Origin of the sequence: Micromonospora sp. NPDC049799, assembly GCF_040656655.1 — a bacterium.
Taxonomy (GTDB): Bacteria; Actinomycetota; Actinomycetes; order Mycobacteriales; family Micromonosporaceae; genus Micromonospora.
Genome location: NZ_JBFAMU010000637.1, coordinates 1 through 2,514, shown reverse-complemented (window position 1 = coordinate 2,514; position 2,514 = coordinate 1). Strand labels below are relative to the sequence as shown.

The 2,514-nt window shown below is 74.9% G+C and carries 1 protein-coding gene; it reads left to right on the top strand.

What is annotated here, in order from left to right; translation table 11 throughout:
* Nucleotides 1-130 precede the first annotated feature (130 nt).
* Nucleotides 131-2,514, top strand: a 2,384-nt coding sequence (locus tag AB0I76_RS27580) for a nitrate- and nitrite sensing domain-containing protein (protein WP_357041364.1), incomplete at its 3' end; no start/stop codon positions are given.

The following is a 2,514-nucleotide window of genomic DNA, read 5'->3' as shown; positions in this document are numbered from 1 at the left end:
ACCTGACCGATGTTGTGGTGCTGGAGGCCAAGGGAGTGGCAGGCGCCGGCCGGCCGGCCGGCCGAGCCACGTCCACTCCAGCCGGCCGGTGCGGGCCGGGAGCCGGCATCCGCGCAGTGGGGGCCCTTCGATGCTGCTCGGTAGGCTCCGGATCCGGGGCAAGCTCGCCCTGCTGGTGGTGGTCCCACTGCTCAGCATGGTGGGCCTCGCCGTGCCGGTGGTGCTCGACCGGGTGGCCGCCGCGCAGCGGGCCGGCGACATCGCCGACCAGGTCCGCGTCGCCAGCCGCATCGGCACCCTCGTCCAGGACCTGCAACAGGAACGGATCCTCTCCGTGGGCCTGCTGCTCGGCCGGGTCACCCGGACCGAGCTGGTGCAGAAGTCGGCCACCGTGGACGACCGGGTCGCCGACCTGCGGGCCACCCGGGGCGACACGCTGCCCGCGCGGGTCCTCGCCGCGCTCGACGGCGTCCGCAAGCTGACCGACCTGCGGGCCTCGGTCCTCGCGGGAACCGCCACCCCCGACCAGATCATGGCCACCTACGGGCCGGTCAACATGGCGCTGATCGAGTCCCTGCGGCTGCCCTTCACCGTCGACACCAACACCTCGGCCGGGCGACAGGTGCTCGCCCTGGACGGGCTGCTGCGCGCCGACGAGGGGCTGGGTGCCTGCGCCACGCTGATCGTGCTCGTCAAGGCCACCCAGGCCCCGACGGCGGTCACCGCGTACGTCGCGTGCATGTCCGCGCTCCAGGTCGACAACCTGCGGTTCCGAAGCCTGATCACGCCGGAGCAGTACAAGCTGGCGCTGCTCAACGACGCCGCGGTGCAGGCGCGGACCACGCCCGAGTTCCTCACCGCGAGCGTGATCGACCCGATCGGGGCGATCAGGGACGTGCCGCTGGACGCGCTCTTCCCGTCGTCCCGCTCGATGATCACCCTCGGCCAGTTCGTCGAGAAGAAGATCGTCGCGGACGTCATCGCCGAGGTCACCGCCGAGCAGCGGCGGGCGCTGATCGCCGCGTACCTGGTCGGCGGGGTGGCCCTGCTGATCCTCACCGTGGTGGTGCTGCTGAGCGTGGCCGTCGCCCGGACGGTGGCCCGGCCGCTGACCCGGCTCACCCGGTCGGCCGACCGGGTGGCCCGGGTCGCCGAATCCGAGCTGACCCGGGTCGCCGACGACGAGACGGAGAACGCCCAACCGGTCCGCCTCGACCCCGTCGACGTCCGTGCCCGTGACGAGATCGGCGACCTCGCGCGGGCCTTCGACCGGGTGCAGACCACGGCGGCCCGGCTGGTCGAGCGGCAGGTGGCCGGCCGGCGCAACGTCGCCCAGATGTTCGGGCACGTCGGCCGGCGTACGCAGAACCTCGTCGGCCGGCAGATCGCGCTGATCGACCGGTTGGAGCGGCAGGAGACCGACCCCGGGCGGCTGGAGCACCTGTACCGGCTCGACCACATCTCCAGCCGCCTGCGCCGCAACGCCGGCAGCCTGGTCGTGCTCTCCGGCTCGGCCGGCGACGACCCGCACGTCGCACCGGTGCCGCTGGGGGACGTGGTGCGGCTGGCGCTGGGCGAGATCGAGGACTACACCCGGGTGGACGTGCAGGTCCCGCAAGGCGTGTCGGCGGCGCCCGGCACGGTCGGTGACCTGGTCCTGGCGCTGGCCGAGCTGATGGAGAACGCCACCGTCTTCTCGCCGCCGCACACGCGTGTCACGGTGGCCGGCGAGACGACCGGCATCGGTGCCCGGCTCAGCGTGGTCGACCACGGCATCGGGATGACCGAGGAGCGGCTCTCCGAGGAGAACGCCCGGCTCACCCGGCGCGAACGACTCGACCTGGCGCCGACCGAGGTGCTGGGCCTCTTCGTGGTGGGCCGACTGGCCCGCCGGCACGGCTGGTCGGTCGATCTCGTACCGACCGCCGGGGGCGGCCTGACCGCCCATCTGGAGATCCCCCAGTCGGCCCTGGTGATCCGCCGGGCGGACCGCGCCGGAGTGACCGTCGCCCGGGCAACCGTCCCGGGGCGGGACCGCAGGTCCCCGGCCGGCATCCTGGACACCGCGCGGGGCGGGCGGACCCTGGCCGCCGTCGGCGCCGCACCGGAGGCACCGCCGGACGGCGGGGAGCCGGACGTCCCGTCGCACGGCTTCGATCCGGTCCTGCTCAGCCGGGCCACCCGCAGCATGGAGTCCGGTACGCCCTGGGACGCGTTCGGCGCGGGCGGCAGCGACCCGCGCCCGGCCGCCGCGACGGGTGGCTCCACCGGTGGCACCGCCTTCCTGGAGATCAGCGTGGCGGGCCACGAGGCCACCCGCGACCTGCCGGTCGCCGGTCGCCCGCCGGCCGACCTCGGCGTCCCACCCACGTCCACGACCACTCCCCACGGCCTGCCCCGTCGCCCCGTACCGAACGGCACCCCGAACGGCCTCGCCGGGTCCGGCGGGCCGCCGCAGGCCTTCGCACCGCCCGGCGTGCGGCAGCGCGTGCCGGGTGCCAACCTGCCGGCGGG